Raw genomic sequence first — 21124 nt, 5'->3', positions numbered from 1 at the left:
CCTACGGCCGGTGCTTGCCCGCCTGCAGGATGACGTCCCACTCCTGCAGCGGCAGGGCCGGCACGGGAAACCCGGTGCCGCCGGGCGCGCGCAGGCCGTCGAGGAGCAGCGCGAGGTACCGCCGCCACACCTCGGTCCCGGTGACCCGGCTCATCGTGAACACCGGCCCGAGCATGGCCATGATCGCCCCGACGTCCTGCACCTCGGCGTCGGCGCGCAGCTGTCCGCCGGCCCGCGCCCGCGCGACCAGCTCGGTGACGGCGGCGATGATCCGGGGCCAGATCGCCGCCTGCAGCTCGGGGTCGCCCTGCCCGGTGAGCGTCTCGTAGAGCCCCCGGTCGGCCGCCTGGCGCTCGGCGTTGCGCAACAGGAACAGCTCCAGCCCCGCCCACGGGTCGTCGAGGGCGAGCGCGGCGTTGGCATCGTCGAGAATCGCGGTCGTCGCGTCGGCCAGCACCTCGGCCGCGATCGCCTGCTTGTTGGCGAAGTGCCGGTACGCCGTGCCGGTCCCGACCCCGGCGTGCCGGGCGATGTCGTCGAGCGTCGCGCTGAACCCGCGCGCCGCGAACACCTCCCGCGCCGCCTCGACCAGCCGGGCCCGGTTGCGGGCGGAGTCCTTGCGCATCACACGCTTTGTACCACGCCATGCTCCCGAAGGCTGCGCGCACAGTCGGCAACGGTCTCGGCCACCGGCCGCGACGCCCACCCGAGCACCCGCTCGGCCTTGGCGGTCGTGTGCCGGTTCCGCCGCCCCAGCGAGATCGTGATGTCCCGCAGCGGCTTGTCCCAGATGGACGCGACGCGCACGACCAGATCGGGCAACTGCCGCGTGGACACGCCGAGGATCCGTGCGATGTCACGCATCCAGATGAACTCGCCCGTACCGAGAAACCGCTCGCCGCTAGCCGCCGGTTCGCGCATCGCCCGGATGTGCAGGTCGGCCAGATCGCGCACGTCGACCACCTCCAGCCCGATCCGCGGCGCCCCCGGCATGTCCCCGCGCAGCATCCGGGCGACGATCTGCGTGGACCCGAGCGTGTGCGCATCGAGCACCGGCCCGAGCACGGCCCCCGGCAGCACGGTGGCGAACTCGGTCTCCCTGCCGGCCATGTACTCCCACGCGGCCAGCTCGGCGAGCGTCTTCGACCGCCGGTACTGCGGCAGCTTCGGCGAATCGACCGTCCACAGTGTCTCGTCGGTGACACTGTCCTCCTTGTACGAGGTGGGACTGGCCGCATTCGCCGCGGAGGTCATCACCACCCGCCGCACCCCGTGCCGGACGGCCGCCCTGAGCACGCGCAGCGTCCCTTCCCGCGCGGGCGTGATGAGGTCCGCCCGTCCCCCGAGCGGCGAGGCGACGTGCAGCACGTAGTCGACGCCCGCCATGGCCGCGTCCCACCCGTCGTCGCTGAGCAGGTCGGCCTGGACCTGCCCGTCCTTGGGCGTGCCGCGAACGGTGGCCCGCACGTCGTACCCGTGCTCCCGCAGCGCCACGACACACCATCCGGCCACATACCCGGTCCCACCGGTGACCAGCACAGTCTCACCCATGCCGGCAACGCTAGCACAGAAACGGAGAAGTTGTCTCCGCTTCTGTGACGGCCGCTACGATCACCGGTGTGAGCGGACGTTCGTACCTGCTGGCGGCCCGGATCCCCATGTCCCGCACAGCTTTCGAGACCTGGCTGGACGGACCGGAGGCCCGCGAACGCCTTTCGGCCCGAGCCGCGGACGGCACCTCCCTGGCCAGACACCGCGACGGGATACTCGAGGTGTACCTGTACGACTACTACGAGGCCCCGGACGTGACGGCGACCGAACTGCGCCTCCTGACCGCCGCGGGCCGCCTCGCCGATGCCGAGTCACCGATCATGTACTGGGGCGGCGACGTGTCCTGGGAACTCCCGCTTCCCGGCATGGACCCGATCACCGTCATGCTGGTGGGCCCGGAGGGTTCGCGGGTCACGACGGCGTACCGGCTGGACGAGGTGCTGACCTGGCTGCGCCCGGCCGAGGAGGCCTTCCTGGCCGCGATGGAGGACGTCTAACGGGCTTCGCGCGCGGCGAGGCCATGGAAGAGCCGCTTGGGCTCCCAGTGCCCGTCGTCGTAGGTCCGCACCACGGCATACGAGGCCAGGTCGAGATCCCGCAGAGGCTCGCCGGCGCGATGCGGCAGCTCGGGCGCCGCGAAGGTGAAGACGAACGCCCCCGTGGCGCCCTCTTCATCCAGGATGCGCAGCATGTCGAGGACTTCCCGCGCTTGAAGGTCCTCGTCCCGCTCGTACCGCCCATCGAGCGTCGCACCGTCCGGCCCGACGATCGCCCACGCCATGGCGCCGCGCTCCTCGGCCCCGCGATAGGCACAGCACCCGACCTCGGTCGCGTAGACGGGCTTCCCGTGCGCGAGGTGCCGCTTGAACCGCTCCCCGAAGTCGTGCCGGTTCCGCTTCCCCCGATAGGTGTCCACGCAGACGAGGTCGAACGGCGCCCAGTCGACCTTCTCGATGGGCGCGGACGCGTAGGAGACCCGCCCGTCGAACACGGCCCGCACTGCACGGGCGGCCTGGCCGAGGAATGCGTTGAGCGGCTTGTTGTGCGCCCCGAGCAGCCGCATGCGCAGCAGCTGCTGCGGCCGCAGCCTTTCCGCGAGCGTGTCGCCTTTGAGAATCCCGCGCATGAACAGCGTCAGCTCACACCCGACGAGGAACACGATCCGCCGGCTGCCCAGCTCTTCGGCCGCCCGCGCAAGCGCAACGGCGTTGGCAAGGGTCTCGTCGGCGTCGGCGTCGTGCACCTGGGGCGAGAGCCAGACTTCGAGCCCGATTTCGAGCGCGATCTCGGTGGCCGCGAGCAGTCTTCGACTGTCGGTCCCGGAGATGCGGACGGCATCGCAGTGCAACTCGTCGCGGATGACCGTCAGATCCCGGCGGGTCGCATCGAGATCGAACGCCACCCGCGAGAGGTACGGCCCCGTCCGCGTCCCGATGTCGTAGTTGATCCCCCGAAGCCCCATGCGTCAACCCTAGTTGACGACCAGCGAGTCGTCAACTTTAGTTGACATGGCGATTCAATGGGACCGGGGACGCGCTCGTCGCGATGACCTCCGCGAGAACATCTCGTTTCATCCCCCGCCAGCGTTTCGGCAGCTTGACTTCGATGTCCCGTACGAACGACCACAACGTGCTTCCGGGCAACCGGTTTCTGGGCGCAAAGTGGTAAAGCGGCGCCCAGGCAACGACATGCTCGCTATAGATCTCCGGATGGTGGAGATCAGGCGCAAGGTCCCAAACATCAGGATTCCTCGTCCAATGCGCGAAGATCGCCAAGGCTTGCCGGCTTCGCGAGGTCTTGGCGAACCAGGGCACAACGCGTTGAACCACCAGGGGACTGGCGGGGCGGCCGAGTCGCACCGCCTTGCCGACAATCCACAGCGCGACTTCCACCTCAGACTTCGACGTTTCAGGAGTCGGCTCCGGCAATTCCACCGAAGTGCGCATGACGTCCTCGTGACTCAGAAGGTCTGGCAGCACGGCAGTTACGACCGTGTCGTACCAGGCCTCGTCCGGATTCGAATAGTGCACACCCGCGGTCGCAGCCAACCCGTACCGCAACACTCGTTCCAAGTCGGAGTCGCCGATCAGCCTGGCATGCGCAATTTCGAGGGGAACCTCGGCAGGTTCGAGAGCCGCCACGGTTGCCTGCCATCCGTCGGCGTCCAGCCCGGCCTTCCACAACGCCACCGCGCTGGTCCAGGACGAATCTTTGTCGATCGCCGTGGCCGAATTTGCCGCGGTGCGCAGCAGGGCCAGGTTGGCGGAGTAGGCGGCCATCTCGCGCAGGTGGTCGACCGGCAGCGGCCGGTAGTCGAGGAAGCGGACGTTCGCGACGCGTTGCCGATAGCGCGAAAGCAGCAGATCCAAGAGTTGCGGAACCCAGTCCCGCTCCTTCGGCTCAAGGTAGGCGAGCAGGCCACGGACGAAGTGCAGGATCGGCTTGCCGACCGCCAGCGACTGGTGGCTCAGCAACGCGAACAACAGATTGTCGTCAGGCTCGCGACGGCCATAGCTGCCTGAGTACGTCTGCTCCGCCGTCTCCGCGAGGACGCCCACGATCCGGCGTGCCACCAGATACTCGCCGAACGTTGCATGCAAGAACTCGTAGGCCCGGCGTTGTTCGTCCTTGGTCTGGGCCTCGGCGATGTGGACGAAGAAGAACTCACCGAGCAGCCGTTGGCCCGGCAGCGTGTCGCTCGGGACATCTCGCTGTGCCATGCCCAGACTCACCAGGTCCGCCGCGAGCTCGGCTCCGGTCACATGCTGCCGGCCACGGTTGAACATCGCCAGGGCGGCAACGGACAGGCGGTCGAGCTGCTCGCGGACAGCCTGATCGCGGTCCAGCGGTTTCGGTGGGGTGGCCCGGTTACCGATCTCGCGGCGGGCGAACACATCGAAGAGGCGGCGGTAGAGCTCGGTCGTAGAAACCCCCGCCGCGAGTTCCGGGTTCTGCGGATCAGCTGCGTACAGCGCGAGCATGAGCAGCAGCAGGGGCTGTCGCGCGAGTTCCGGCTGCCCGAGGGCCGACGACCGGCTCAGCGCCCGGACAGTTCCGGCGGCGACGCCGGCCCCGTTCGTGTGCGCCCACTCGTCGAGCCAGTATCCGACCTGGTCGTCGTCGAAGTCTTCGAGCTTCACGACGACCGTGCCGTCCGGAATCTCGACACGATCGGCCACAACGGTCCGCGAGGTCACCACGACCGCTACCGGGCAGCGGAGTCTGGCCTCGGTCTCCTGGAACTCTGCGACGTCCTCGAGGTACGTCGTGCGGTCGTCCGGCGTGGCCTGCAACAGCTCGTCGAGGCCGTCCAGCAGCACCACCCGAATGGCGTCCCGACTCTGGTCGGCCAGCGATCGCCACTGCACCGCATCGTTCGTGGCGCGCTCCAGAGCCTCCTGGATCTGTGCGGCGACCCGGCCGTTGGCCTTGACCGACCGCAGGGGCACCCGCACAACGGTGTACGCGTTCATCGGCAACCGTGCCGCGAGGACCTTGGTGAGCATCGACTTGCCCGCGCCGGGATGACCGAGCAGCAACAGCGGCCTCCGGGTGGCCTCCGTCGACACGAAATGGGCGGTCAGGCACAGGTCGAGATCCGGGCGCACCGGCACGTCATCCCACCAGCGTTCGTCGCCGGGGCGGGACTGTCCGCGCTCGATTCGGCAGACGCGGTACCGCGGGTTCAGGTGCACGTTTCTGATCAACGGGAACCGCACCCCGCCGGCGTCGACACCCGTCTGGGCCCGGAAGACGGGTTGATCGAGCACCGCCGTGTTGACGAGGTTCAGCCGTGCGCGAGGGTCGTTCGCACCCTCCACCGTGGCGCCGACGAGGCCTAAGAGCGCCTCAATGCGGGCGAACGACTGGCTGTGGCCGGCGAGCGCTGCACCAACTGCCGAGCCCATCTCCCGGACGGTTTCCCGGGTGGCGGCATGCTCGCCGAAACTCGCCCAGATCTCGAACTCCGGAATCTCGGCCGCGAGTTCCACATAGCGCGACGAATAACGCGCGACGGCATTCTCGACGAGCTCGTCGTCGAGGACAGCCGCCGCGGCCTGCCCGTACTGCAGACCGCTCAGGAACAGCCGGACAGCCTCACTCAGCGCGGAACACCAGGTCGAGACGCGCGGCTGGTTCTCCCAGTAGCCGATCGTCGCGCTCGGCGCGGGCACGCCCATGGCGAGAATCCGATCGAGCACGCCATCGGTCTCGCGAGGCAAGCCGCTGGAGGCCAGGCTCTTCATCTCGGAGTCCTTGATACGAAACGCGCGCAGCCCGGCGGCGTCCAGACGCTCGTGAAGGACCTCGAAGTAGGACGAGACCACGAGCGTCGTGTGGGCCGCGGCGACCAGTTCGGCCCGCTCGTACGGCGCGGTCTTCGCCAGCCGGCCCGACAGCTTCGCCAGGCCGCTGCGCAGCATGGACATGGCCTCGTTCTTCTGGTCGACCGAGGACCACAGCGCAGCCAGCAGTGCGGCACCGAACAACGGCGCGCCCCAAGCCGCCCCAGCCACCCCGGCGGCCAGGATGGCCCCGCCAAGTAGCACATCGAGGCGGCGGAGCCAGGGCTGATCGTCGTGCCCGAGGATCTGCAGGGCCCCACGGAAGGTCATCGGCGGCTCGTGACTCACCCGCCAAGTTAACCAACGACGGACGTGGAACGGCTGGGCCGTTTGGGCGAGGTTGTGCCGCTAAGCATCGACCGAGTTGGTGGCGATGACCTTCTTGTACCAGTCGGCGCTCGCCTTGTGGGTGCGGCGTTGCGAGGCGAAGTCGACGTTCACCAGGCCCCAGCGCTGCGTGTACCCCTCCGCCCACTCGAAGTTGTCCATCAGGGACCAGACGTGGAAGCTCTCCAGCTTCACGCCGGACTGGATCGCTCGGTGGGCCGCCGCGAAGTGGGTGCGCAGGAACGTGATCCGGTCGTCGTCGCGCATGGGGTTCGTCGTGGCCATGCCGTTCTCCGTCACCGTCAGCGGCACATCGCCGTAGTCGCGTTTGATGCGGGTCAGCAGGTCGTACAGCCCGTCCGGCGAGATCTCCTGCCACGTGGCCTGGGACGTCGGGTGGACGAAGACTCTGGCGCCAGTACCGGTGATGTGGGTCGTCCCGTAGTAGTTGACGCCCAGCACGTCGTTCTGGGCGCTGATGATGGCGAGGTCGCCGTCCCGGATCGCCTTCAGCACCGGGGCGTCCGGGGCCTGCGACGCCAGCCAGTCCTGGGGGTAGCGGCCCTTGAACAGCGGGTCCAGCCAGCGGCGGTTCTCCTCGCCGTCGGTGACCAGGGCCTGGCGGGCGGCCGCGGCCGAGGCGTCCGTCGGGTACGTCGGGGACAGGCTCAACGCCGCGCCGATGCGGGACTTCGACGTGGTGGCGCGCAGGGCCTGGACCGCCAGGCCGTGGCCCAGCAGCAGGTGGTGGCCGACGACGTTGGCCAGGCTGCGGTCGCGCTTGCCGGGGGCATGCGTTCCCGCCGTGTACCCCACGTCGACCACCGTCTTCGGCTCGTTCAGCGTGAGCCAGGTCGGGACGCGGTCGCCCAAGGCGGCGAACATCACGGCGGCGTAGTCCGCGAACCACTTGGCGCAGTCGCGGGTCTCCCAGCCGCCCTGGTCCTGCAGGGCCTGCGGGGTGTCCCAGTGGAACAGGGTGGCGACCGGGGCGATGTCGCGCGCCAGCAGGCCGTCCACCAGGCGCTTGTAGAAGTCCAGGCCCTTGGCGTTCACGGTGCCGCGGCCGGTGGGCAGGACGCGGGGCCACGAGACCGAGAAGCGGTACGACTGCAGGCCCAGGTCCTTCATCAGGTCCAGGTCCTGGACGTAGCGGTGGTAGTGGTCGGCGGCCACGTCGCCGGTGTCTCCGTTGCGGATGCGGCCGGGCTCGTGGGCGAAGACGTCCCAGACCGACGGGCCGCGGCCATCGTCTCGCACCGCGCCCTCGATCTGGTACGCGGACGTTGCGGCGCCCCAGGCGAAGGAAGGCGGGAAGGCCGTGCGTGGAGCGTCGAGCATGCCGCGTGTGGAGACGGCGACGGTACCGGCGGCGGAGAGCTGCAAGAGGTGGCGGCGGCGCATGCGGCGAACCTAGCTCGCCCCGTACATACCTACAAGAATCGCCCCAATCACCTCGTATACGGGGAAGTCAGACGCATATGCAAGGGGGACTGATGACCCGGCTCGTCGGCGGGTTGCTGCTGTATCTGCTGGCGATGGGCGGGGTGGCCACCGTCGTGCTGGCCGCCGTCGCCGAGCAGCGCCAGGCGGACAGATACACGGCCCGGGCCGAGTGGCTCGACGAGGCGGCCGGCGGGGTGGAGCAGATGCTGCTCGACCTCGACCGCACCGAGCGGGGCTACCTCGTCACCCACGACACGCAGATGCTGGTGGCCTGGGGACAGCAGCGGGACCGGCTCGACGGCGGGATCGCCGTGCTGCACGGGCACATGCGCGACCCGGCCCAGGCCGAACGGATCCGCACGCTCATGCGGGACAGCGACGCCTACCTGCGCGACCACGAGCAGCCGCGGGCGGGCACGGCCGCGGTGCAGGACGGGGACCGGCGCATCGCGCACCTGCGGGCCGAGCTCGACGCGCTGGCCGACGCGGACAAGGGACGGGCGGCCGAGCACGAGCGGGACGCCCGCTCGCTCGCCCGGGTCGCGGCGGTCGCGGTGGTGGCCGGCACCGTGGCGTCCGTCGTGGTGGGGGCCGGCCTCATCGTGTACCTCCACCGCTCCGTCGTCCGCCCGGTCCGGCGGGCCGCGGCGATGGCGGGCCGGCTCGCCGACGGCGACCTGGACGCCAGCGTGCCGGAGGACGGGGCCGGCGAGGTCGGCCGCCTGTCCCGGCTGCTCAACACGATGAGCGGCTCGATGCGGCACAGCGTCGCCCAGCTGATGCGGTACGGCCGCATGCAGGCCTCCCTCCGCCGGATCGCCACCGGGATCGCGCAGGGGGCCCGGCCCGCCGAGACCCTCGACGCGGTCGCGGCCGAGCTGGGCCGGCTCGTGGGCACCGACGAGGTGCACATCGTGCGGTACGACGACGGCGGGACCGGCCGCGCCGCCGTGCGCGAGGACCGGGTCCCGCGCGGGACCGTGGTCGCCGCCTGGGGCACCGGCCACGTCGGGCTGCCGGTCGGCGCCACCATCCCGCTCGACGGCGACAGCGTCACGGCCCGGGTCCGGCGGACGGGGCGGGCGGCCCGGATGGACGACTACGCGGGCGTGGACGGCTCGCTCGCCCACCACCTGCACGCGCACCACGCCCGGGCCGCCGTCGGGGCGCCGGTGCGGGTCGACGGGCGGCTCTGGGGCGTGGTCGCGGCCACCGTGACCAGCGACCGGCCGCTGCCGCCCGACGCCGAGCAGCGGCTGTGCGACTCGACCGAGCTCATCGAGACCACGATCGCCACCGCGCAGGCCCGGGCCGACCTGTCGCGCTCCCGGGCCCGGGTGGTGGTCGCGGCCGACCAGGCCCGGCGGCAGATCGAGCGGAACCTCCACGACGGGGTCCAGCAGCACCTGGTGACGATCGCGATGGGGCTGCGGGCGACCGAGGAGGAGGTCCCGTCCGAGCTGCCGCGGGTGCGCGGCGGGCTGTCGACCGCCATCGAGCGGCTCACCGCCGTGCTCGACGACCTGCGGGAGATCTCCCGCGGCATCCATCCGCCGATCCTCACCGACAGCGGGCTGGGCCCGGCGCTGAAGGCCCTGGCCCGCCGCTGCCACCTGCCCGTCGAGCTGCGCATCGACCTGCCCGGGCGGCTGCCGGAGCCGGTCGAGGTGGCGGCGTACTACGTCGCCGCCGAGTCCTTCGCCAACGCGGCCAAGCACGCCGACGCGGAGCTGGTGCAGGCCGAGGCGCGGGTGGAGGGCGACCGGCTGCGGCTGTCGGTGCGCGACAACGGCACCGGCGGGGCCGACCAGGCGCGCGGCTCGGGCCTGGTCGGCCTGACCGACCGGGTCCAGGCCCTGGGCGGCGCCATCACGATCACCAGCCCGCCCGGCGCCGGCACCAGCGTCGCCGCCGAACTACCCCTGGACCTCGCCGCCGCCCCGCCCGCCGTCGTGTGAGGCCGCCAGGGCGTGCGTCACGCTCAGGCGGCGGACCCGCAGGCCGAGGTCGATCAGCGCGCCGAGCACGGTCAGGGCGCACGCCTCCCGCATCAGCTCGTCCGTCGGTCCCGCGGTGAAGATCGGCGTGGCGATGATCCACGTGAGGCCGGCCGCGAGCACCAGGCTGTACACGAGGTCGGCGGTCTGCAGCGGCGCCCGCCAGCGGCCCAGCCAGGCGAGCACGACCTGCAGCGCGATGCCGCTGAGCAGCAGCGCGAGGAGCACCGGCCCGCGGTACCGCAGAAACGCCGGATCGTAGGCGAACGCGTCGTAGGCCGCCTGGGCCGCGCGTCCCCCGGTGACGAGGCGCAGTGCGGCGGCGGGATCGAGGAGAATGACGGTACCCAGGAGATAGAACGCGACGGCGAAGAGCCGGCCGGTGCGGTTGATCCGGTCGGTCGGCAGCGGGCGGGGCCGCCAGCGCGCGGGATGGCGGCGGCGCCACCACGCCATGGCCGCGAAGACCGCGAACAGCACGCCCAGCCACCCGAACACGAGCGGCCAGGCGTCGTCGGCGGCGCCCCGGAAATCGCGGACCGGCTTGATCAGCTCACCCAGGAACGCACCCAGCTGGATGATGACGGTGCCGCCCGCGGCCAGGGTGAGGAAGCGGCGGGTGTCGACGGGATCGATCAGGGCGACGGGGGTACCGTACCGGGCCGCCACCTCCGCCGGATGCCCGAACCGGCGGAGCATCTCCGGCACGTCCGGCGCGTCGCCGGCCTCCTCGTGCAGCAGGGTGCGCAGTTCCATCGCCACGTCGTGACGCTGGCGGCGCGGCAGGAGCGCGACGACGTCGGCGACGTAGCGCTCGATCAGATCTTCGGTGGTCATGACGACGCTCCGCTCTCCAGCAGTTGCCCCATCGCATCGTTGAGCCCGCGCCAGGAGCCGGTCAGCCGCTCGTACAGCGTCAGGCCCTCGGCGCTGAGCTGGTAGTACCGCCGCGGCTTGCCCTCCGCGGTCTGCCACTCGCTGCTCAGCACGCCCTGCGCCTCCAAGCGGCGCAGCAGCGGGTACAACGTGCCCTCCTCGATCGGCAGGCCGCGCTCGCCGAGCGACTGGCGCAGCTCGTAGCCGTAGCGCAGCTCGCGCAGCTGGGAGAGCACCGCGAGCACGACGACGCCCCGGCGCAGCTCCTGCTCGAGCTTTTCGTAGACGTCCCCGGTTACCATGCGCCACACAGTACCATGCGGCGCACAGCACGAAAATGCGATTGTCGGCCCTGCGACGATGGCGGCGTGGATGTGCGACGACTCGGCCCCGAAGACTGGGAATTGTTCCGCGATGTCCGGCTGCTGGCCTTGGCCGACTCCCCCGGCGCCTTCGGTTCCTCGCTGGAGCGGGAGCGGGCCTACACCGAGCAGCACTGGCGCGACTGGATGGCGCCGGACCGGGGACTGAAGGCGGTCGTGGACGGCACGGCCGGTGTCGTCGGCGTCTGGCGGCCCGAGGACCGCGAGGCGGAGCTCTACAGCATGTGGGTCGATCCGGCGAGCCGCGGCCGGGGCGTCGCCGACGCGCTGCTGCACGAGGCCCTGCGGTGGGCCCGCGAGCAGGAGCTCGGGTCCGTCGACCTGTGGGTGGTCGGGGACAACGAGCGCGCCCGGCGCCTCTACGAGCGGCACGGATTCCGGCGGACCGGGGAGGAGCAGCCCTACCCGCGCGATCCGTCCCTCGTCGAGTACGTCATGCGGCGAACGCTGTAGCCAGCATGAACCCGAGCGCGGCGGCGCCCAGCCCGGCCACGAGGGACGCGAGCACGTTCATCGCCGCGTAGAACCGCGCGCCGGTCCGGGCCAGCCGCAGGGTCTCGTAGCTGAACGTGGAGTACGTGGTCAGCGCCCCGCAGAAGCCGGTGCCGAGCAGCGCGGTGACCACAGTGTTCGCGGGCAGCCCGGCGAGCAGGCCCAGCAGCAGCGAGCCGCAGACGTTGACGGTCAGGGTGCCCCACGGGAACGCGGAGTCGTGCCGGGACTGCACGAAGCGGTCGGTGAGGTACCGCGCGGGCGCCCCGACCGCCGCCCCCAGGGCGATCAGCAGCAGCGTCACCGCGCCACCCGCCGGACCAGCGCCGAGGTGAGCGCGCTGCCGGTCCACACCGCGAGCAGCGCGCCGACCAGGGTCGCGGCCAGATAGCCGAGCGCGGTCCAGGGCGCGCCGGCCGACGCGGTCCGGTGGACGTCGACGACGTAGGTGGAGAACGTGGTGTACCCGCCGAGGATCCCGACCCCGGCGAACGGTCGCAGCAGGGGCCGGCCGGTCGCCACCTCGGTGACGACGACCATCAGTGCGCCGATGAGCAGGCAGCCGGTCACGTTGATGACGAGCGTCGACCACGGGAAGCCGCCGGGCGCGTGCGGCCAGGCCCGCGCGACGCCGTAGCGGGACAGGGCGCCGATCACGCCGCCGGCCGAGATGGCCCCGAGCACGGGCCACGGGCTGGGCCGCAGCTCGGCCCGCTGGGCCGGCACATGGAGATCGACATCGGGGTCCACGTCCACGGACACTCCTCCCCTGAAGGCATGGGAGGGACCGTTGGCGTCGTCGCGGTTCACCCCGGAAGGGTCGGCGGGCCCCACCGCCGTACGGTCAGTTTAGCGTCTCGTACAGCGCCAGGTGCCGCCGGGCCGCCGCCTCCCAGGTGTAGCCGAACGGCAGCGCGGAGTGCACCGGGCCGCCGCGGACCGCCTCGACCAGCGCCGCGCCCAGCGTCGCCGGGTCGTGGCCGTAGCGCACGGCGGCGCCGAACACCTCGCGCAGGACGGGCAGGTCGCGCACCACCACGGGCACGCCGGCGGCCAGGGCCTCCAGCGCGGCCAGCCCGAACCCCTCCTTGGTCGACGGGAACGCGAACGCGGCCGCCCCGGCGACCAGCGGCGGCAGCTCGTCGTGCGGGATCGGGCCGAGAACCTCCGGCACCACCCCGAGCGCGGCGGCGCGCTCCTCCCACGCGGCGCGGTAGTCGCGGTAGTCGAACAGCGTCTCGCCGCCCGCGATCACCAGCTTGAGCTCCGGCAGCGCCCGGCGGGCGGCGGCGTACGCGGCCAGCAGGTCGATGGAGCCCTTGCGCGGCTCGATGCCGCCGACCGAGAGCACGTAGCGGTCCGAGCGGGACGGGGTGGCGGCGGCGAAGCGGGCCGCGTCGACGCCGTTGGGGATGACGGTGGCGGCGAGGCCCCAGCCGGCCCGCAGCTCGGCGGCGACCGCGGCCGAGACGGTGACGTGTGCGAAGGGCCGGACGATCGCCCGCTCGTGACAGGCGGCCAGCTCGGGGGTGGTGAACTGGTCGAGGTGGTGGACCGTGCGCACGCAGCGGTCGACGGCGTTGGCGCTGATGCAGTCCTGGGCGTGCACGATGTCGTAGTCGCCGGGCCGGAACGCGTCCCGCAGCAGCGCGATCGACCGCAGGATGCGCGCGCCGACCGGCTCGCCGGGGACGTCGGGGAACGGCACGAGCTCCTGCCGTACACCCGCGGCGACTGGACGGAAGAATCCCCCGCCGCGGGCCAGGGTCCACACCGTCACCTCGGCCCCGGCGGCGGCGAGCGCCTCGGCCAGGGCGAGGGTGTGCACGACGCCGCCGCGGGGGCGCGTGGAGTAGGTCAGCAGCGCGATCCTCACCGCTTGTAGACCTCCGGCCGCAGCTCGTCGAGGTGGCGCAGGACCCGGCGGGCGTTCGCGATCTCGCCGGCCACGTCGAGCTCGGCGACGGCCAGCCCGGCCTTGGCCCAGGTGCGGGCGAGGATGTTGCCGGCCGGGCCGACGACCTTGGCCTGGCCCAGGAAGCGCATGCCGCCCACGGCGCCGGTCTGGTTGGAGGAGACCACGACGATCTGGTTCTCCGCGGCCCGGGCGCAGTCGTAGAGGTCGAACAGCCGGGACTGGCGGTCCTGGGAGAGCTTCGGGGCGGCGTTGGTGATGCTGGCCGGCCAGGCGGAGAGGCAGGCGACGATCTGGGCCCCGTCGAGGGCGAGGGTGCGCGCCGACTCGGGGAAGGTCTTGTCGTAGTCGATGAGCATGCCGAGCCGCCCGACCGGGGTATCGAAGGCGGCGAAGGCGTCCCCGGCGCGGTACGCGATGTGCTCGGCGGCCGGCAGGTGCACCTTGCGGTGCCGGCCGAGCACGCCGTCGCCGGTGAGGCACACGGCGGCGTTGTACCGCTCGTCGCCGTCGGCCTCGCAGAACCCGACGCACACCACCATCTCCCGGGCCATGGCGGCGACCTGCTCGAAGATCGGGTCGTCGGGCTTGAGCGCGGGCGGCAGCGCCTCCGGGTCGGGCCGGCGCAGGTCGGCCAGGTAGCCGCCGATCGCCGCGTCCGGGAGCACGAGCAGGTGCGCGCCCTCGGCCCGGGCGTCGGCGATGAGCTTGCCGATCCGCCCGAGGTCGTGGTCGAGGTCGCGGCCGAAGTGGGCCGCGGCGGCGGCGATGCGGGTCACTGGCTCATCACGGGGGCACGGTACGCGTCCGGCCGCCGGTCCCGCAGGTGGGCCATCGAGCGCCGGGCGGCGGCCAGGGCTCCGGCGACGTCGACGTCGGCGACCGCCATCCCGGCCGCCACCCCGGTCGTGGCCAGCACGTCCCCGCCCGGGTCGACCACCTTGGCGCTGCACACGAACCGCAGCGACCCGAACCGGCCGGCCTGGTTCGCCGACAGCCACACCACCTGGTTCTCCAGCGCCCGGGCCCGGTCGAACAGGTCGAAGCGCCGCGTCCAGCGGTCCTCGGCCAGGTCCTCGGGCGCGTTGGTGCGGCTGCCCGGCCACGCCGAGACGCACACGATGATCTCCGCGCCGTCCAGGGCCAGGTCCCGGGCCGACTCCGGGAACGCCTTGTCGTAGCAGATCAGCAGCCCGAGCCGGCCGACCGGGGTGTCGAACGCGGCGAACGAGTCGCCGGAGTCGTAGCTGGCGTTCTCGCGCAGCGGCTGGTGCACCTTGCGATGGTTGCCGAGCACGCGCCCGCCGCCGACGCAGACGACGCTGTTGAACCGGGTCCCGTCGCCGCCGTCCTCGCAGTACCCGGCGCACACCACCAGGTCCCCGGCGATGGCCGTCAGCCGCGCGATCTCCGGCCCGTCCAGGCGCAGCGCGGGCGGCTGGTCGGCGCCGCCGTCGAGGTGCGCGAGATAGCCGCCCAGACAAGCCTCGGGCAAAGCCAGCAGGTGTACTCCCTGTGCCCGCGCCGCCCCCGCCAGTTCCTCGACGCGCGCGAAATCGGCCTCCAGGTCCCGGTCGAACGCCGCCGCCACGGCCGCCATGCGAATCATGCCGCTCTCCCCATTCCCGTGACTCCACTGTGGACGGCCTCGGTCAGCTCCCCGTCGGGCCAGCGCAGCCGTACCCCGCTGCCGGGCACCAGCACCCCGCACTCCACCGTCACCGCCGGCCCGGCTGGGGTGTCCCTTGTGGACCCCGTCGTCAGCATGGCGAAGCCCGGGAAGCAGGTCAGCCAGTCGCCCATGCTCGCGCCGGCCGGTCTGGGCACGGCCCCCACGTCGAGGACCGCCCCGCAGCCGCTCGCCTCGGCCAGCATGCCGAGCGTCCCGGCGATCCCGGCCATCGACACGTCCTTGGCCGCGGCCGGGCGGGCCGCCGCCACGTAGCCGAGCATGGCCCGCAGCTCCTCGCCGGTGCGCCGGCTGGTGGAGTCCCACTGCCGGCCGTGGTACCCGGGCCGCCAGTCCCCGCCGAGGTCCACCGTCAGCCGCACGGCCTGCCCGGGCCGTCCCCCGCCGCCGGGCACCGGGTGCGCCGCCCGCCCGATCGCGGTGGCGGCCAGCGCGGCCGGCACGCCGAGCTGGGTGTGCCCGCCCAGGATCGGCACCCCGTAGGCGTCGGCGGCCCGGCGCAGCCCGGCGAGGACCTTGGCGACGGCCGCCGCGTCCTTGCCGGCGACCGTGTTGAGCAGCCCGACCGGGGTCGCCCCCATCGCGCTGAGGTCGTTGACGTTCACCAGGACCGCGCACCAGCCGGCCCAGTCCGGGTCGCGCTCCACCATGGACGGCAGGATCGCGTCGCAGGCGGCGATCAGGTCCGACCCGGGCACCGGCGCGCCGTCGTCGCCGACGAACCCGGCCCCGCCGGGCCGCAGCCCGTGCAGCAGCCCGCCGAGCGGCGCCTTGGTCGCGGCCGCGAGGGCGGCGATCCGCCCGATCGGCCACCGCATGAGCGTGTGCGGACGCCCCGCCACGGTGACCGGCCGGACGGCGTGCCAGCCGAGCCGTTCGAACATCCGCTGCCACCGGGTCTGCACGGTCGCGTCGAACCGCAGCGCACCGTGGCGTTCGGCGTGCGCACAGGCCGCGCGAATGAGCGCCGGTCCGATCCGCTGCGCGCCGCGCACGCCCGCGTCGACGGCCAGGCGGCCCCCGGCCCACCAGCCGATGTCCGGCCCGTCCGCGGCCGGCCCCAGCCGGACCCCGCCGAGCAGCGCACCGTCCGGGCTGCGCGCTTCGAGCACGATCGTGCGCGGATCGTCGTCGCGATCGTCCCGGTCCGAGCGAACGAACAGGCGCTGCTCGTCGACGAACACCCGGCTGCGCAACCGCGCATAGTCGCGAACGTCGTCCGCCTCGCGAATGAGCATCGCCGGTGGCGCCCCGAGCAGCGCCGGCACGAGATCGGTCATGCGCCGGCCGCCTGCAACACGCCGCACGCCCCGCACGCCGCACACGCCCCGCACGCCGCACAGCCCGCCTTCTGGTCCGCGCCGAGCACGCCCGCCACCCGCGGCAGCCCGGCCACCCGCGCCGTCATGCGCCGGCCGCCTGCAACACGCCGCACGCCCCGCACGCCGCGCAGCCGGCCTTCTGGTCCGCGCCGAGCATGCCCGCCGCGCGCAGCAGTTCGGCCACCCGCGCGGTCACCTCGCGCACGAGCGACGGGGCCGGGCCGGGCACCCCGTCGCGGCGGGCGAGCGTGCCGAGCATCGGCCGGAAGGGCACCACGAACGGGTACACGCCGCGCTCGATCAACCGCGCGCAACCGGCCACGAGCTCGTCCGGCTCCTCGCCCAGGCCGATGAGCAGGTAGGTCGACACCTGGTTGCGGCCGAACACCGCGACCGCGCGGTCCCAGGCGGCCTCGTACTCGGCCATCGGCACCGCGCCCTTGCCCGGCATCCAGCGCAGCCGCACCTCGTCGTCCAGCGACTCGGCGTGGATGCCGATCGACACGGCGCCGGCCGCGCGCAGCTCGTCGATCGCGGCCAGGTCGCGCGGCGGCTCGATCTGCACCTGGATCGGCAGCCCGGGCACGGCTTCGAGCACCGCGCGCACGGCCTTGACCAGGTTGCGCGCGCCGCGGTCCGGGCCGGCCGTGGTGCCGGTGGTCATCACCATCTGCCGGATGCCGTCGAGCCGGACCGCGGCCTCGGCCACCTCGGCCAGCTGGGCCGGGGTCTTCACCGCGGTCGTCGCGCCCGCGCGCAGCGACTCCTCGATCGTGCAGAACCGGCACCGCTGGGCCTCGGCGTAGCGGATGCAGGTCTGCACCACGGTCGTGGCCAGGACGTCGCGGCCGTGCAGCCGGGCGATCTGCTCGTACCGCACGCCGTCCGCCGTGACCAGGTCGTAGAACCGCGGCCGGTGCACCACGTCGAGGGACAGGCCGGTGTCGGCCTCGCCGAGCCAGACCCGGTTGCCGCGGACCTCGTAGGGGCTCGACGGGTCGATCGGCAGCGCCGCGTTGCGCCCGTCGATGACCACGTGGCCGTCGTCGCTGGGGCCGGCCCCGGCCGGGCGGCGCACGGGCACTGTCGCCCGCACGCCGCGCACGGCCAGGTCGGAACGCACGTCGAGGGACATGTCAGAACATGTACGTCGAGTTGATGATCGCGCCCTTGCGCGCGTAATGGATGAGCGCGTCCTGCACGTCGAGCGGGTGCGTCGGGATGACCCCCTCGATGAGGTCCTCCTCGCGGGCGCCGTGCAGGGACAGGCCGAAGCGGCAGCAGTACACCTTGCCGCCCTCGGTGATGAAGGTCTTCAGCGAGTTGTTGATGTTGTGCTCGCCCGGGAACGCGGAGTTGCCGGTCGTCGGGAAGCCGCGGGTGGCCAGGCAGTTGAGCGAGCCCGGGCCGTAGAAGTAGATGGCCGACTCGAAGCCCTTGCGCAGCGCGCGGGTGGCCTGCAGCACGGCGACGAAGCTGACCGAGGACTCGTGCGCGATGCCGTGCACGAGCGTGAAGTAGCTCTGCCCCTCCTCGGCCTGGTAGTCGGGGAACACCTTGGTGCCGCCGTAGATGCTGGAGCCCTCGGCGAGCGCCGGGTGCGGGATCTCGTTGAGGCTCTTCTCTTCGAGCTCGGTCAGGTCGGACATGCCGTGTTCTCCTTCAGCCGTAGAGCTTGTCGAAGTTGGTGTGGAAGACCAGGTCGGACAGTTCGGTGCCGGCGACGGCCGCGCGGAGCCGGGCGTGCTCGCCCGCGTGGTCGCCCCACGGCTCGTCGCTGGCGAACAGCACCCGGTCGTGGCCGAGGCCGCGCCGGTCGATCTCGGCGGCGAGCCAGCGCGGGGTGAACCCGATGGCCCAGGACAGGTCGGTGTAGACCCGTTTGCCGGCCGCGATCCAGTCGAAGAAGCGGCCGCCCACGAGCTTGATGTGGCCGCTCATGCCGCCGCCGAAGTGCACCAGGTGGATCCTCACGTCGTCGCCGTACCGCTCGACGAGCTCGCCCACCCGGTCGATGTCGGACGCCGCGCCGGGCGAGGTGTGCACGTGGACGACGAGGTCGTGGGCGCGGGCGGCGGCGAAGACCGGCTCCAGCCCGGCGTCGTCCGTGCCGCCGCCGAGCAGGAAGCTGAGCTTGAGCGCGCGGACCCCGGGCTCGGCGGCGAGGGCGAGGGCACGTGCGGTACGAGCGGCGTCACTGTCCTTTGCGGACACCCACAGTCCACATCGGATCCGCTCGTCCCGCTGGGCCGCCTCGACCACGAGCTCGTTGAACCCGAAGGCGACGTCGGGGTCGGGGACACCGTAGTTGGGCAGCACCAGGGCGCGCTCGGTGCCCTCCCGGTCGAGGTCGGCGAGGAGCTCGTCGATGGTGGCGCGGGCGGTGGTGTCGGGGCTGACCGGCGGGCCGCCGTAGAACGGGTAGGCCGGCAGGACGCCCAGGTGCCGGTGCGCGTCGCGCATGCCGTTCACGCGGCCCATTCCAGGTCCGGGTACGTCTCGGTGGGGGTGCCGGCGAGCCAGCTGACGCCCTCGGTGATCTGGCGGCGGCGGGTGGCCGTGATCCGGTCGGCGAGGAACTGCGCGTCGCGGGCCACGCCGGCGAAGCGGCCCGAGCCCCACGTGTGCTGCCAGGGCAGGCCCAGGAAGTACAGGCCGGGGCAGCTGGTGACGCCGCGCTCGTGGGTCGGGTAGCCGCGCCCGTCGAAGACCGGGACCTCGATCCAGCGGTGGTCGCGGTGGAAGCCGGTGCTCCACACGACGGCGGCGATCCCGTCGAGGCGCAGCTCGGCCTCCGTCCCTTGTGGACGCCAGACCGGCGTGTACCGCGGCTCGTCCGGCGCGTCGAGCCCGGTCCGCGCGATGTACCCGTCGATGGCGTCCTTGATGCCCTCCGCGACCGCGTCCGCGTGGTCGAGGTTGGCCGCGAGGTCGTCCGCGAACGTCGCGCGTTCGCGCTCGATGGTGCGCAGCCGGCCGTACAGTCGCATGCCTTCCAGCGCGAAGCGCCGCAGGTCGATGTCGCGCCCGCCGCCGCGGCCGGTCATGTAGTGGTTCGCGCGGACCCGCACCTCGTCGGCGTCGCCGAACTCGTCGACGCCCCGGTCGTAGTGCCCCATCGCGTCGAGCCAGGCCAGGGTGTCGCGCCCGCGGTAGCGCCGGGCCGCCCGCGGTGCGCCGCCGACGGCCAGGTGCACGGTCCGCCCGGCGAGGTGCAGGTCCTCGGCGATCTGGCAGCCGGACTGGCCGGTCCCGACGACGAGGACCGCGCCTTCGGGCAGCTGCTCCGGGTTGCGGTACTGCGAGGAGTGCAGCTGCGCGATGTGCGCCGGCAGCCGCTCGGCGACCCGCGGCACGGCCGGGCGGTGGTACGGCCCGGTCGCCACCACGACCTGGTCCGCGGTGCCCCGGCCGGCGCTTGTGCGCAGCTCGAACAGGCCCGCCGGGGTGCGCCGCAGCCGCTCCACGGCGACGCCCTCGCGCAGCGGCGGGTCGAAGCTGGCCGCGTACTTCTCCAGGAACGTCACCACCTCGGGCCCGGCCATGAAGCCGTCCGGGTCGTCCCCGGCGTACGCGAACCCGGGCAGGCGGCACTGCCAGTTCGGCGTGACCAGGCAGAACGAGGACCAGCGGCGCTCCCGCCACTCGTGGCCGACCCGCTCCCGCTCGAACACGACGTGGTCGACGCCGAGCCGGCGCAGGTGCCAGCTCATCGCGAGGCCCGCCTGTCCCCCGCCGATGATCGCGACCGCCACGTGCTCGCCCATGCCGCCATCCCTCCACCGGGCCATCCGCCCAGGTGGGGCGGTTGGTGATGGCGGTCAGTCAAGGAATCGCGCGTTTCGGCGAGGTTTCATCCGGAACAACTCGCCGTGAGATGGTGCTCACCGGGCCGCGCGATTTCGGGCCCGTTTCGGGCGTGCTTTTGGGGTGTGGCCGCGTTAGCGCGTCAGTCGCGTGTCGAGGCGTTCGGCGCGGCGGGCCAGGCGGCTCCAGTCCTTGTCGCCGCGGCGGTCGGCGGCGGCGACGTCCTCGACGAGCCGGGCGTAGTCGGCGGCGACCGAGCGGTCCTTCTGGCTGCGCCCGTCCGAGTCGATGATCTTCTGGGCCACCCCGGCCAGGGTGGCGGAGAGGATCGTGCGGCTGTCGGCGACCTTGTCGCGCTGCTCGCGGCGGGCGGCGGTGACCCGGCCGGCCCGCCTGGCCCCGTAGTACAGCACCGCCGAGCCGATCAGCACGGCCAGCACGGCCGCGGCCGCCACGAGGTACCGCGGCAGCGACGGGCTGATGCTGCGCGCGTCGGCCGGGACCATGTCGGCCTTGACGAGCTTGTCGTAGTTGACGGCGATCACCTTGACCGCGTCCAGGGGCCGGTCGGCGAACGGGGCGATGCCGTCGCCGATCGTGGTCTCGGCGACCGCGGCGGCGCCGAAGTGCTCGTCGCCGGCGCCGGGGAGGCGCGAGCAGCCGTACCGGTCGTAGCCGTCCTCCTTGCGGCTGATCGCGACGACGAGGGTGCCGTCGGCGGCGTGGTTCACGTCGTGGCAGGCGTCGCGCAGGTCGGCGCCGGGGCGCATGAGCAGCACGACCAGGCGCCGGTTGCCGATGACCCGCTCGGCCGCGGCGACGTCGAGGCCGGTGCCGGGATCCGCGTACACCGAGTGCGCCCGCACCTGCCGGGCCACCTTGCCGTCGAGGATGCCGCCGCTCCAGGCCGCCCAGCCGGCGAAGATCAGGCAGGCCACGACCGCGACGGTGAAGACGCTCGGTTTCTTCATT

Annotated in this window: 22 protein-coding genes; 3 read left to right on the top strand and 19 right to left on the bottom strand. The window is 72.7% G+C overall.

Annotated elements, in window-relative coordinates; translation table 11 throughout:
• Window position 1: 1 nt before the first annotated feature.
• The gene (locus ACQPZ4_RS17610) at window positions 2–625 is read right to left on the bottom strand and encodes a TetR/AcrR family transcriptional regulator (protein WP_433061952.1); all 624 of its coding nucleotides are present in this window, start codon (window positions 623–625) and stop codon (window positions 2–4) included.
• Window positions 625–1551: an NAD-dependent epimerase/dehydratase family protein gene (locus ACQPZ4_RS17605; protein WP_433061950.1), complete on the bottom strand. Its 927-nt coding sequence runs from the start codon at window positions 1549–1551 to the stop codon at window positions 625–627. The genes ACQPZ4_RS17610 and ACQPZ4_RS17605 overlap by 1 nt, the downstream gene beginning before the upstream one ends.
• Before the next feature lie 68 nt (window positions 1552–1619).
• Here ACQPZ4_RS17605 and ACQPZ4_RS17600 point away from each other — a divergent pair, with 68 nt between their 5' ends.
• Window positions 1620–2048, top strand: a complete 429-nt coding sequence (locus ACQPZ4_RS17600; protein ID WP_433061947.1) for a hypothetical protein — start codon at window positions 1620–1622, stop codon at window positions 2046–2048.
• On the opposite strand, the gene ACQPZ4_RS17595 is transcribed toward ACQPZ4_RS17600, so the two are convergent.
• Genes ACQPZ4_RS17595 through ACQPZ4_RS17585 form a run of 3 tightly spaced genes read right to left on the bottom strand, consistent with a single transcriptional unit; the run spans window position 2045 to window position 7565 of the window.
• Window positions 2045–3013, bottom strand: a complete 969-nt coding sequence (locus ACQPZ4_RS17595; RefSeq protein ID WP_433061945.1) for a hypothetical protein — start codon at window positions 3011–3013, stop codon at window positions 2045–2047. The two genes, ACQPZ4_RS17600 and ACQPZ4_RS17595, sit on opposite strands and share 4 nt — an antisense overlap.
• A 37-nt stretch (window positions 3014–3050) precedes the next feature.
• A complete protein-coding gene (locus tag ACQPZ4_RS17590; RefSeq protein ID WP_433061943.1) occupies window positions 3051–6185 on the bottom strand; it encodes an NACHT domain-containing protein in 3135 nt (1044 codons plus the stop codon).
• 60 nt (window positions 6186–6245) lie between these two features.
• On the bottom strand, window positions 6246–7565 hold the full coding sequence (locus ACQPZ4_RS17585; RefSeq protein ID WP_433066565.1) for a GH1 family beta-glucosidase: 1320 nt from the start codon (window positions 7563–7565) through the stop codon (window positions 6246–6248).
• Between the two features lie 155 nt (window positions 7566–7720).
• On the opposite strand from ACQPZ4_RS17585, the gene ACQPZ4_RS17580 reads away from it, so the two are divergent.
• Window positions 7721–9628: a HAMP domain-containing protein gene (locus ACQPZ4_RS17580; protein ID WP_433061940.1), complete on the top strand. Its 1908-nt coding sequence runs from the start codon at window positions 7721–7723 to the stop codon at window positions 9626–9628.
• On the opposite strand, the gene ACQPZ4_RS17575 is transcribed toward ACQPZ4_RS17580, so the two are convergent.
• Window positions 9587–10504 carry an HAAS signaling domain-containing protein gene (locus tag ACQPZ4_RS17575; protein ID WP_433061937.1) on the bottom strand — a complete coding sequence of 306 codons (918 nt, stop codon included), beginning with the start codon at window positions 10502–10504 and terminating at the stop codon, window positions 9587–9589. The two genes, ACQPZ4_RS17580 and ACQPZ4_RS17575, sit on opposite strands and share 42 nt — an antisense overlap.
• Window positions 10501–10845 carry a PadR family transcriptional regulator gene (locus ACQPZ4_RS17570; protein ID WP_433061934.1) on the bottom strand — a complete coding sequence of 115 codons (345 nt, stop codon included), beginning with the start codon at window positions 10843–10845 and terminating at the stop codon, window positions 10501–10503. The genes ACQPZ4_RS17575 and ACQPZ4_RS17570 overlap by 4 nt, the downstream gene beginning before the upstream one ends.
• A 66-nt stretch (window positions 10846–10911) precedes the next feature.
• Here ACQPZ4_RS17570 and ACQPZ4_RS17565 point away from each other — a divergent pair, with 66 nt between their 5' ends.
• On the top strand, window positions 10912–11379 hold the full coding sequence (locus ACQPZ4_RS17565) for a GNAT family N-acetyltransferase (protein ID WP_433061931.1): 468 nt from the start codon (window positions 10912–10914) through the stop codon (window positions 11377–11379).
• Here ACQPZ4_RS17565 and crcB read toward each other — a convergent pair.
• From crcB to ACQPZ4_RS17505, 12 genes are all read right to left on the bottom strand, one after another.
• On the bottom strand, window positions 11360–11722 hold the full coding sequence (crcB, locus tag ACQPZ4_RS17560) for a fluoride efflux transporter CrcB (RefSeq protein ID WP_433061929.1): 363 nt from the start codon (window positions 11720–11722) through the stop codon (window positions 11360–11362). The genes ACQPZ4_RS17565 and crcB overlap by 20 nt on opposite strands.
• Complete coding sequence (locus tag ACQPZ4_RS17555; protein WP_433061926.1) at window positions 11719–12174, bottom strand: fluoride efflux transporter FluC; 456 nt, start codon at window positions 12172–12174, stop codon at window positions 11719–11721. Before ACQPZ4_RS17555 ends, crcB begins: the two co-directional genes overlap by 4 nt.
• Window positions 12175–12262: 88 nt before the next feature.
• Window positions 12263–13294, bottom strand: a complete 1032-nt coding sequence (locus ACQPZ4_RS17550; protein ID WP_433061923.1) for an MSMEG_0565 family glycosyltransferase — start codon at window positions 13292–13294, stop codon at window positions 12263–12265.
• Window positions 13291–14112 (bottom strand): carbon-nitrogen hydrolase family protein, encoded by an 822-nt coding sequence (locus ACQPZ4_RS17545; RefSeq protein ID WP_433061921.1) that lies wholly within the window; start codon window positions 14110–14112, stop codon window positions 13291–13293. Before ACQPZ4_RS17545 ends, ACQPZ4_RS17550 begins: the two co-directional genes overlap by 4 nt.
• Complete coding sequence (locus ACQPZ4_RS17540) at window positions 14109–14942, bottom strand: carbon-nitrogen hydrolase family protein (RefSeq protein ID WP_433061918.1); 834 nt, start codon at window positions 14940–14942, stop codon at window positions 14109–14111. The genes ACQPZ4_RS17545 and ACQPZ4_RS17540 overlap by 4 nt, the downstream gene beginning before the upstream one ends.
• Window positions 14939–16303 (bottom strand): MSMEG_0567/sll0787 family protein, encoded by a 1365-nt coding sequence (locus ACQPZ4_RS17535; protein WP_433061915.1) that lies wholly within the window; start codon window positions 16301–16303, stop codon window positions 14939–14941. Before ACQPZ4_RS17535 ends, ACQPZ4_RS17540 begins: the two co-directional genes overlap by 4 nt.
• Window positions 16300–16431, bottom strand: a complete 132-nt coding sequence (locus ACQPZ4_RS17530) for a hypothetical protein (RefSeq protein WP_433061912.1) — start codon at window positions 16429–16431, stop codon at window positions 16300–16302. Before ACQPZ4_RS17530 ends, ACQPZ4_RS17535 begins: the two co-directional genes overlap by 4 nt.
• Window positions 16428–17480 (bottom strand): MSMEG_0568 family radical SAM protein, encoded by a 1053-nt coding sequence (locus ACQPZ4_RS17525; protein ID WP_433061909.1) that lies wholly within the window; start codon window positions 17478–17480, stop codon window positions 16428–16430. Before ACQPZ4_RS17525 ends, ACQPZ4_RS17530 begins: the two co-directional genes overlap by 4 nt.
• Window position 17481: 1 nt before the next feature.
• Entirely contained in the window at window positions 17482–17994 is a 513-nt protein-coding gene (locus ACQPZ4_RS17520) for an MSMEG_0572/Sll0783 family nitrogen starvation response protein (protein WP_433061906.1), read from the bottom strand.
• A gap of 13 nt (window positions 17995–18007) precedes the next feature.
• Window positions 18008–18808 (bottom strand): amidohydrolase family protein, encoded by an 801-nt coding sequence (locus ACQPZ4_RS17515; protein ID WP_433066562.1) that lies wholly within the window; start codon window positions 18806–18808, stop codon window positions 18008–18010.
• Between the two features lie 5 nt (window positions 18809–18813).
• Window positions 18814–20112 carry an MSMEG_0569 family flavin-dependent oxidoreductase gene (locus ACQPZ4_RS17510; RefSeq protein ID WP_433061904.1) on the bottom strand — a complete coding sequence of 433 codons (1299 nt, stop codon included), beginning with the start codon at window positions 20110–20112 and terminating at the stop codon, window positions 18814–18816.
• A gap of 174 nt (window positions 20113–20286) precedes the next feature.
• A complete protein-coding gene (locus tag ACQPZ4_RS17505; RefSeq protein ID WP_433061902.1) occupies window positions 20287–21123 on the bottom strand; it encodes a hypothetical protein in 837 nt (278 codons plus the stop codon).
• Window position 21124 lies beyond the last annotated feature (1 nt).

This window comes from Dactylosporangium sp. CS-033363 (assembly GCF_050942475.1).
Lineage (GTDB): Bacteria > Actinomycetota > Actinomycetes > Mycobacteriales > Micromonosporaceae > Dactylosporangium.
The sequence above is the reverse complement of the archived record's forward strand: the minus strand, read 5'-3'. Positions and strand labels throughout refer to the sequence as shown.

Bases quoted from the DNA above. Each gene is read 5' to 3' on its own strand.
- ACQPZ4_RS17515 (WP_433066562.1), bottom strand. From the start codon at position 18,808: ATGCGCGACGCGCACCGGCACCTGGGCGTCCTGCCGGCCTACCCGTTC.
- ACQPZ4_RS17505 (WP_433061902.1), bottom strand. From the start codon at position 21,123: ATGAAGAAACCGAGCGTCTTCACCGTCGCGGTCGTGGCCTGCCTGATC.
- ACQPZ4_RS17520 (WP_433061906.1), bottom strand. From the start codon at position 17,994: ATGTCCGACCTGACCGAGCTCGAAGAGAAGAGCCTCAACGAGATCCCG.
- ACQPZ4_RS17605 (WP_433061950.1), bottom strand. From the start codon at position 1,551: ATGGGTGAGACTGTGCTGGTCACCGGTGGGACCGGGTATGTGGCCGGA.
- ACQPZ4_RS17585 (WP_433066565.1), bottom strand. From the start codon at position 7,565: ATGCTCGACGCTCCACGCACGGCCTTCCCGCCTTCCTTCGCCTGGGGC.
- ACQPZ4_RS17525 (WP_433061909.1), bottom strand. From the start codon at position 17,480: ATGTCCCTCGACGTGCGTTCCGACCTGGCCGTGCGCGGCGTGCGGGCG.
- ACQPZ4_RS17575 (WP_433061937.1), bottom strand. From the start codon at position 10,504: ATGACCACCGAAGATCTGATCGAGCGCTACGTCGCCGACGTCGTCGCG.
- ACQPZ4_RS17580 (WP_433061940.1), top strand. From the start codon at position 7,721: ATGACCCGGCTCGTCGGCGGGTTGCTGCTGTATCTGCTGGCGATGGGC.
- ACQPZ4_RS17530 (WP_433061912.1), bottom strand. From the start codon at position 16,431: ATGACGGCGCGGGTGGCCGGGCTGCCGCGGGTGGCGGGCGTGCTCGGC.
- ACQPZ4_RS17540 (WP_433061918.1), bottom strand. From the start codon at position 14,942: ATGATTCGCATGGCGGCCGTGGCGGCGGCGTTCGACCGGGACCTGGAG.
- ACQPZ4_RS17570 (WP_433061934.1), bottom strand. From the start codon at position 10,845: ATGGTAACCGGGGACGTCTACGAAAAGCTCGAGCAGGAGCTGCGCCGG.
- ACQPZ4_RS17610 (WP_433061952.1), bottom strand. From the start codon at position 625: ATGCGCAAGGACTCCGCCCGCAACCGGGCCCGGCTGGTCGAGGCGGCG.
- ACQPZ4_RS17510 (WP_433061904.1), bottom strand. From the start codon at position 20,112: ATGGGCGAGCACGTGGCGGTCGCGATCATCGGCGGGGGACAGGCGGGC.
- ACQPZ4_RS17535 (WP_433061915.1), bottom strand. From the start codon at position 16,303: ATGACCGATCTCGTGCCGGCGCTGCTCGGGGCGCCACCGGCGATGCTC.
- ACQPZ4_RS17595 (WP_433061945.1), bottom strand. From the start codon at position 3,013: ATGGGGCTTCGGGGGATCAACTACGACATCGGGACGCGGACGGGGCCG.